The following is a 7121-nucleotide window of genomic DNA, read 5'->3' as shown; positions in this document are numbered from 1 at the left end:
GCCACGTGCAGACTTTCGCCGACCCGACCTGGCGAACCGTGATGCTGCGCTACCTCGACGATCCCCGGCACTTCGATGGCTTGCGCCGCCTGGGCGAGGTGCCGAACTACCCGAAATCTTCCGTTGAATCACCCGAGAACCCGCAATGAGCGAAGAACGCAACGCCATCCCCCTGATCATCACCGGTATCTGCAGCATTCTCGGCACCGTCGCGGCGCTCTGGTACTACGGCTATCTGCATTTCGCCAAGCCCGAGGACGCGTTGCTGCTCAACCAGTTCACCATGCTCAAGACCGTGCCGGGCGAAGACTATAAAGTCGCCCTGGAGCCGGCGCCCCAGGTCGCCCAATGCATCGATGGCGTACTGGTACTGTTCGACACCGAGCAGAAAGGCCTGACCGGCGTATTGATCAACGAGAAGAAGCGCGCGGTGCGCTGCATGGGGCAGGAAACGCCGCAGAAGCTGCAGCCGTAACCGATCTGATTTCCTGTGGGATGATGGCCAGGATATGTGTAGCCAATAAAAAGCCCCGCCTGATTGAAGTCAGGCGGGGCTTTTGCGTTGCGTCAGCCGATCAGTTGGCGCTCATGGTCGAGCGCGGGGCGACTGGCTGGTTGTCGTTGGAAATGGTCACTTCCACGCGACGGTTCATGGCACGGCCCGAGACGCTGGTGTTGTCGGCGACCGGAAATTCCTTGCCGTAACCCTGGGTCACGATGCGGGCCGGGTCGACACCCATTTTTACCAGGGCGGTGCGCACGGAGCTGGCGCGGCGTTCGGACAGCGACTGGTTGTAGGAATCCGAACCGGTGCTATCGGTATAACCTTCGATGATCACCTTGCGATCCGGGTTTTCCTGGAGGAACTGCGCCAGTTTGCTCACATTGGTCATGCCGCTGGCGCGCAGGTCGGATTTGTTGGTGGCGAACAGCACGTCACCGAAGGTCACCAGCGTACCGCGCTCGGTCTGCTTGGCGTTGAGGCTGTCCTGCAGCTGCTTGATCTGTGCGTTGCGGGCGTCGAGCAGCGCGCGGGCGCGTTCGTCACCGGCGTTTTTCAGCTCGGCTTCGGCGTTGCGCAGGGCGATGGTCTGCTTGGCCACTTCGACGCGCTGGTTGGTCAGATAGGCCAGTTGGTCTACCTTGGCTTCGTCTTCGTTGTCCAGGTAGGCCTTGTCGGCCTTGGCCAGGAAGTCGGAGGCCTCCTTGGTTTCCAGCGCCGCGACCTTGGTGGCAGCCGGGTCGGCCTGCAGACCGTTGTAGTTGGTACGGGCCTGTTCCAGGTTCGCGTTCGGGTCGTGGGAGCAAGCGGCCAGGGCTACGCAGGCGGCAAGCAGGGCGGGCATCATGAAATGTTTGTGCGTCATAGTCTGTCGTCCTTTTATCAATGAGAAGTACGTCGTGGCTCGAACAGGGTTACTGGACCTTGTTCATGCCTTCCTGACGCAGTTCCTGAACCCCTTTCTGGGAATCCTTGAGGGCCTGTTCGGCCTTGGCGGCCTGGGCCTTGCGTTCGGCAACGCGGGCATCCCATTCAGCCTGTTCGGCCAGACGCTTGGCCTCTTCGTAGTTCTCGTCGTGCATGGCGATCTCGGCCTGCTTGAGTTTGTCCTGGGCGGATTTCATTTCCACCGCGGCGAACTCGGTGCCGCCCGCGCTGACGGCGCTGTTGACCGCCGATTGCGTGACCGCGTATTGCTCCGAAGGTGGATTGCCGGCGCAACCGGCCAGGATGAAGCTGCTACCGATAGCCAGGGCAGCCAACTTCAGGCCGCGAAGGCCAGTGGATGAGGGTTTGGCAGTGCAGGTATTCATAGGCTTCAACTCCATTGGAAAACTCCTGAAAAAACACTAATCCATGCTGGGACCGAAGCCGTGACGTCTGTTTTGGCGCTGGCGCCAGGGCGCGTTTATTTAAACGACCGTTCCAGTATGGTTACTCGGTGTGACCCGAGGCGTTTTTCAAAAGTTCAGGCACGGATGGCCAATCGCCAAAAGAAATACTGACTGATTGGTCAATCGCGAAAAAGCTGAACTTTCAAGGCGTGCAGCGGTATTCCCGGCACCGAAAGCCCAGGAGCGGTGCCGGGTAGCGCGATACGGTGCGAGTGCGATCAGTGCTTGGACTTGTCGTTTTGCGAGGAGAGTTGGTGCAGATGACGGCGGGACAGGGCGAGAAATCGCGGGGTCGGGCCGACGTCTTCGTACAGCGGGTCGCCTTCTTCATCGGTGGCCACGACCTGCGAGCCCTTGATGTAAGGGAAGCTGGCCTCCAGTTCCTCCAGCGCCGCGCCGATCAGTTCGCCGAGCAGTTCTTCGGGCTGGCGCTTGGGGTACATGTCGCAGATGGCCGCCAGGCGTGCGGCGGCTTCCATGTCCAGATGAATCGTGTAGCCGGTCTGAGTCAGGTGACCCTTGGCGTTTTCTTCCCAATGCTGGGCAAGTTCACGGATTTTCATGATGGCCTCAATTGGCCCGCTCGTGGCGGGCGCGACAGTGACAAGCCGTTGTGTGGCTTACCCATGAGACTAGCTTTGGCTGACAAGGTTTAAAGTCCCTTCGTCGCTTGTCATAAGCGATCGGCATCGGCACTCTCTCTTACAAAGCTGTCCGGACCTTTTTGCTGGAGACCTGCTGATGACCGATATCGATGCCCGCTTGCGCGAGGACGTCCACCTGCTCGGCGAGCTGCTGGGCAACACCATTCGTGACCAGTACGGAGACACCTTTCTCGACAAGATCGAGCAGATTCGCAAAGGCGCGAAGGCCGACCGACGCGGCTCGATGGATGCGGAACTGAGCGCCAGCCTCAACCAGCTGAGCGAGGATGAGCTGCTGCCGGTAGCGCGGGCGTTCAACCAGTTCCTCAACCTGGCCAATATCGCCGAGCAATACCAGCTGATTCACCGCCGCGAAGAGTCCAGGCCGGCGCCGTTCGAAGCACGCGTGCTGCCCGAGCTGCTGGCGCGTTTGCGCGCCGAAGGACACGGCGCCGAAGCGCTGGCGCGGCAATTGGGCCGGTTGGAAATCGAACTGGTGCTCACAGCGCATCCGACGGAAGTCGCCCGGCGCACGCTGATCCAGAAATACGACGCGATCGCCGCGCAACTGGCCGCACAAGACCACCGCGACCTCACCAGTGCCGAGCGCGCGCAGATCCACGAACGCCTGCAGCGGCTCATCGCCGAAGCCTGGCACACCGAGGAAATTCGGCGGACCCGCCCGACGCCGGTGGACGAGGCCAAGTGGGGCTTCGCGGTGATCGAGCATTCGCTCTGGCACGCCATCCCCAATTACCTGCGCAAGGCTGACCAGGCCCTGCATGCCGCCACAGGGTTGCGCCTGCCGCTGGAGGCCGCGCCGATCCGCTTTGCCTCGTGGATGGGCGGCGACCGGGACGGCAACCCGAACGTCACCGCCGCGGTCACTCGCGAGGTGTTGCTGCTGGCGCGCTGGATGGCGGCGGACCTGTATTTGCGCGACGTCGATCATCTGGCCGCCGACTTGTCCATGCAAAACGCCAGCGAGGCCTTGCGCGCCCAGGCCGGTGACAGCGCCGAGCCCTATCGCGCGGTGCTCAAGCAATTGCGCGAACGCCTGCGGGCCACGCGCAATTGGGCCCAGGCCTCGTTGAAGGCGACGACGCCGGTCACCGCCGAGGTGTTGCAGGACAACCGTGAACTGCTCGATCCATTGGAGTTGTGCTACCAGTCCCTGCATGAGTGCGGCATGGGCGTGATTGCCGACGGGCCGTTGCTTGATTGCCTGCGCCGCGCGGTCACCTTCGGCCTGTTCCTGGTGCGCCTCGACGTGCGTCAGGACTCGACGCGGCACACGGCGGCGATGACCGAGATCACCGATTACCTCGGGCTCGGGCGTTACGAGGAATGGGACGAAGAGCAGCGCATCGGTTTCCTCCTCGGCGAGCTGAATAACCGTCGGCCCTTGTTGCCGCCTTACTTCAAGCCGTCGGCCGATACGGCGGAAGTCCTGGCCACGTGCCGCGAGGTCGCGGCGGCGCCTGCGGCGTCCCTGGGCTCCTACGTGATTTCCATGGCCGGCGCGGCTTCCGATGTGCTGGCGGTGCAGTTGCTGCTCAAGGAGGCCGGCGTATTACGGCCGATGCGCGTGGTTCCGCTGTTCGAAACCCTCGCCGACCTGGACAACGCCGGGCCGGTGATCGAACGCTTGCTGTTGCTGCCGGGTTATCGCTCGCGCCTGCAAGGTCCCCAGGAAGTGATGATCGGCTATTCCGACTCGGCCAAGGACGCCGGGACCACGGCGGCGGCCTGGGCGCAATACCGCGCCCAGGAGCGGTTGGTGGACATCTGCCGCGAGCAGCAAGTCGAATTGCTGTTGTTCCATGGCCGCGGTGGCACCGTCGGCCGTGGTGGCGGCCCGGCGCACGCGGCGATCCTGTCCCAGCCGCCGGGCTCGGTGGCCGGACGTTTCCGCACCACCGAACAGGGCGAAATGATTCGTTTCAAATTCGGCCTGCCGGACATCGCCGAACAGAACCTCAATCTTTACCTCGCCGCAGTGCTCGAAGCGACCTTGCTGCCACCGCCGCCGCCAACGCCGCAGTGGCGGCATCTGATGGATGAATTGGCTGCCGACGGGGTCAACGCCTACCGGGCCGTGGTGCGGGAAAATCCGCAGTTTGTGGAGTATTTCCGCCAGTCCACGCCGGAGCAGGAACTGGGCCGCCTGCCCTTGGGCAGCCGCCCGGCCAAGCGTCGCGCCGGTGGTATCGAAAGCCTGCGGGCGATCCCGTGGATTTTCGGCTGGACCCAGACGCGGCTGATGCTGCCGGCCTGGCTCGGCTGGGAAACCGCCCTGGGCAAGGCGCTGGAGCGCGGCGAGGGCGAACTGCTCGGGCAGATGCGTGAGCAATGGCCGTTCTTCCGTACCCGCATCGACATGCTGGAGATGGTCCTGGCCAAGGCCGACGCCGATATTGCCCAGTCCTACGACGAGCGTCTGGTGGAACCGGCGTTGCTGCCTTTGGGCGAGCATTTACGCGACCTATTGTCGCAGGCCTGTTCGGTGGTCCTGGGCCTGACCGGCCAGTCGCAGCTGCTGGCACATAGCCCAGACACGCTGGAATTCATCCGCCTGCGCAATACCTACCTCGACCCGCTGCACCTGTTACAGGCCGAGCTGCTGGCGCGCTCGCGGCAGCAGGACGTGGCCCAGGGCAGCCCCGTGGAACAAGCGTTGCTGGTGTCTGTGGCAGGGATTGCCGCCGGTTTGCGCAACACCGGCTAATCTCCCGGAGGGTCAACAAACAGTTCGCCCGGCATGTCCGGGCGTAGCCGTCGGCGGCGGCAGGGAGGTCGACCAGGCGACAGTTTGTTGTCCGGTTGCGACTCTGACTACCTCATACGAAGGTCGCGTGCGGCGCGGGTTACTCCGACTTTCGGCGGCTTGTGTGGGTCGGGTCCGCTGTGTATCTTGATCAGCCTTTGGCCGTTTGGGCGGTCACGACCAAGTTTTTCGAAGATTGGCCCCACGAGGCGAATCCGAGCGTTTTACATAAAAAATTGAGGAGCACATCGATGCGCGTCATTCTGCTGGGAGCTCCCGGGGCCGGTAAAGGTACTCAGGCAAAGTTCATCACCGAAAAATTCGGTATCCCGCAAATCTCCACTGGCGACATGCTGCGCGCCGCGGTCAAGGCTGGCACTCCATTGGGTGTACAAGCCAAGAGCATCATGGATGCCGGCGGCCTGGTGTCGGATGACCTGATCATCGCGCTGGTCAAGGATCGCATCGCTCAACCTGACTGTGCCAATGGTTTTCTGTTCGATGGCTTCCCGCGCACCATTCCACAGGCCGAAGCTCTGGTGAGCGCCGGCGTCGAGCTGGATGCTGTTGTTGAAATTGCCGTCGAAGACGAAGAAATTGTTCAGCGTATTGCCGGTCGACGCGTCCATGAGCCTTCCGGCCGCGTTTACCACACCGTCTACAACCCTCCGAAAGCCGAAGGCAAGGACGACGTCACCGGTGACGAACTGGTGCAGCGCAAGGACGACACCGAAGAAACCGTGCGTCATCGCCTGTCGGTCTACCATTCCCAGACCAAGCCGCTGGTGGAGTTCTACCAGAATCTGTCCGCCAGGAACGGCGGCAAGCCGAAGTACAGCCACATCCCGGGCGTCGGCTCGGTTGAAGAAATCACTGCCAAAGTGCTTGCAGCCTTGAGCTGAAAAGGCTGAGCAGATGCAACAACTCCGGCCCGCTTGCGGGCCGGAGTTGTTTATACTGGCGCACTTTTTTCCACCTGATTTACGGACATATCGATGAGCACCTTGCTGGCCCTGGACACCGCGACTGAAGCTTGCTCCGTTGCCTTGCTGTACGACGGCAAGGTCACGAGCCACTACGAGGTGATCCCGCGCCTGCATGCGCAAAAATTGCTGCCGATGATCCAGCAATTGCTCAGCGATGCCGGGATCACCTTGCAAGCCGTGGATGCGATCGCCTTTGGTCGCGGCCCAGGCGCGTTTACCGGCGTGCGCATCGCCATTGGCGTCGTGCAGGGCCTGGCCTTCGCCTTGGAACGCCCGGTATTGCCGGTCTCGAACCTGGCGGTGCTGGCCCAGCGCGCCTTGCGCGAGCACGGCGCGCATCAGGTAGCGGCCGCCATCGATGCGCGCATGGACGAGGTGTACTGGGGCTGCTATCGCGAAACCGCTGGCGAGATGCGTCTGGTCGGTGCCGAGGCGGTGTTACCGCCCGAAGCGGCGGCGTTGCCGGCTGACACCCGCGGTGACTGGTTCGGCGCCGGTACCGGCTGGGGCTACGGCGAGCGAATCGGCGTCGGCCTTGTCGGTCAGGACGCCTCGATGTTGCCCCATGCCGAAGACCTGCTGGCCCTGGCACGCTTTGCCTGGGAACGCGGCGAAGCCATCCCGGCCGACGATGCGCAGCCGGTGTATCTGCGGGACAAGGTAGCAACGCCCAAGTCCGAACGGTAAACCCAAACTTGACCACACTCTTGAGCGAGCACAATTGTGGCGAGGGAGCTTGCTCCCGCTGGGGCGCGAAGCGGCCCTGAAATCTCCTTGGTATCCTTGCTGGTCGGGCTGAAATCAAGTCTTGGGGCCGCTGCGCAACCC

The 7121-nt window shown here is 62.7% G+C and carries 7 protein-coding genes and 1 pseudogene; 5 read left to right on the top strand and 3 right to left on the bottom strand.

Features of this window, described 5'->3' with window-relative positions; translation table 11 throughout:
* Both ACE04F_RS12280 and ACE04F_RS12275 read left to right on the top strand, forming a co-directional pair.
* Positions 1-149: pseudogene (locus tag ACE04F_RS12280) on the top strand (alpha/beta hydrolase); the annotation flags it as partial.
* Positions 146-475, top strand: coding sequence for a PA3694 family proteiin (locus ACE04F_RS12275; protein ID WP_305499060.1), 330 nt, complete (start codon positions 146-148; stop codon positions 473-475). The pseudogene ACE04F_RS12280 and the gene ACE04F_RS12275, both read left to right, overlap by 4 nt.
* Positions 476-575: 100 nt before the next feature.
* Here ACE04F_RS12275 and lptF read toward each other — a convergent pair whose 3' ends face one another.
* From lptF to ACE04F_RS12260, 3 genes are all read right to left on the bottom strand, one after another.
* Positions 576-1367, bottom strand: coding sequence for a lipotoxin F family OmpA-related lipoprotein LptF (gene lptF, locus ACE04F_RS12270; RefSeq protein WP_305499061.1), 792 nt, complete (start codon positions 1365-1367; stop codon positions 576-578).
* 49 nt (positions 1368-1416) lie between these two features.
* A complete protein-coding gene (locus ACE04F_RS12265) occupies positions 1417-1830 on the bottom strand; it encodes a DUF4398 domain-containing protein (protein WP_014336761.1) in 414 nt (137 codons plus the stop codon).
* Positions 1831-2114: 284 nt separating this feature from the next.
* Positions 2115-2459: a hypothetical protein gene (locus ACE04F_RS12260; RefSeq protein WP_047702093.1), complete on the bottom strand. Its 345-nt coding sequence runs from the start codon at positions 2457-2459 to the stop codon at positions 2115-2117.
* A 178-nt stretch (positions 2460-2637) separates the two neighbouring features.
* Here ACE04F_RS12260 and ppc point away from each other — a divergent pair, with 178 nt between their 5' ends.
* From ppc to tsaB, 3 genes are all read left to right on the top strand, one after another.
* Positions 2638-5268, top strand: coding sequence for a phosphoenolpyruvate carboxylase (ppc, locus tag ACE04F_RS12255; protein WP_486107003.1), 2631 nt, complete (start codon positions 2638-2640; stop codon positions 5266-5268).
* A 290-nt stretch (positions 5269-5558) separates the two neighbouring features.
* On the top strand, positions 5559-6209 hold the full coding sequence (gene adk, locus ACE04F_RS12250; protein WP_486107001.1) for an adenylate kinase: 651 nt from the start codon (positions 5559-5561) through the stop codon (positions 6207-6209).
* A gap of 93 nt (positions 6210-6302) precedes the next feature.
* Positions 6303-6980: a tRNA (adenosine(37)-N6)-threonylcarbamoyltransferase complex dimerization subunit type 1 TsaB gene (gene tsaB / locus ACE04F_RS12245; RefSeq protein WP_486106999.1), complete on the top strand. Its 678-nt coding sequence runs from the start codon at positions 6303-6305 to the stop codon at positions 6978-6980.
* The last annotated feature ends 141 nt before the right edge of the window (positions 6981-7121 follow it).

The organism is Pseudomonas sp. AGC41 (genome assembly GCF_057334555.1).
This window is presented reverse-complemented; position numbering and strand designations above follow the sequence as displayed.

Excerpts from the sequence above, each read along its gene's own strand:
- ACE04F_RS12275 (WP_305499060.1), top strand. The coding sequence starts at position 146 with ATGAGCGAAGAACGCAACGCCATCCCCCTGATCATCACCGGTATCTGC.
- lptF (WP_305499061.1), bottom strand. The coding sequence starts at position 1,367 with ATGACGCACAAACATTTCATGATGCCCGCCCTGCTTGCCGCCTGCGTA.
- ACE04F_RS12265 (WP_014336761.1), bottom strand. The coding sequence starts at position 1,830 with ATGGAGTTGAAGCCTATGAATACCTGCACTGCCAAACCCTCATCCACT.
- ACE04F_RS12260 (WP_047702093.1), bottom strand. The coding sequence starts at position 2,459 with ATGAAAATCCGTGAACTTGCCCAGCATTGGGAAGAAAACGCCAAGGGT.
- ppc (WP_486107003.1), top strand. The coding sequence starts at position 2,638 with ATGACCGATATCGATGCCCGCTTGCGCGAGGACGTCCACCTGCTCGGC.
- adk (WP_486107001.1), top strand. The coding sequence starts at position 5,559 with ATGCGCGTCATTCTGCTGGGAGCTCCCGGGGCCGGTAAAGGTACTCAG.
- tsaB (WP_486106999.1), top strand. The coding sequence starts at position 6,303 with ATGAGCACCTTGCTGGCCCTGGACACCGCGACTGAAGCTTGCTCCGTT.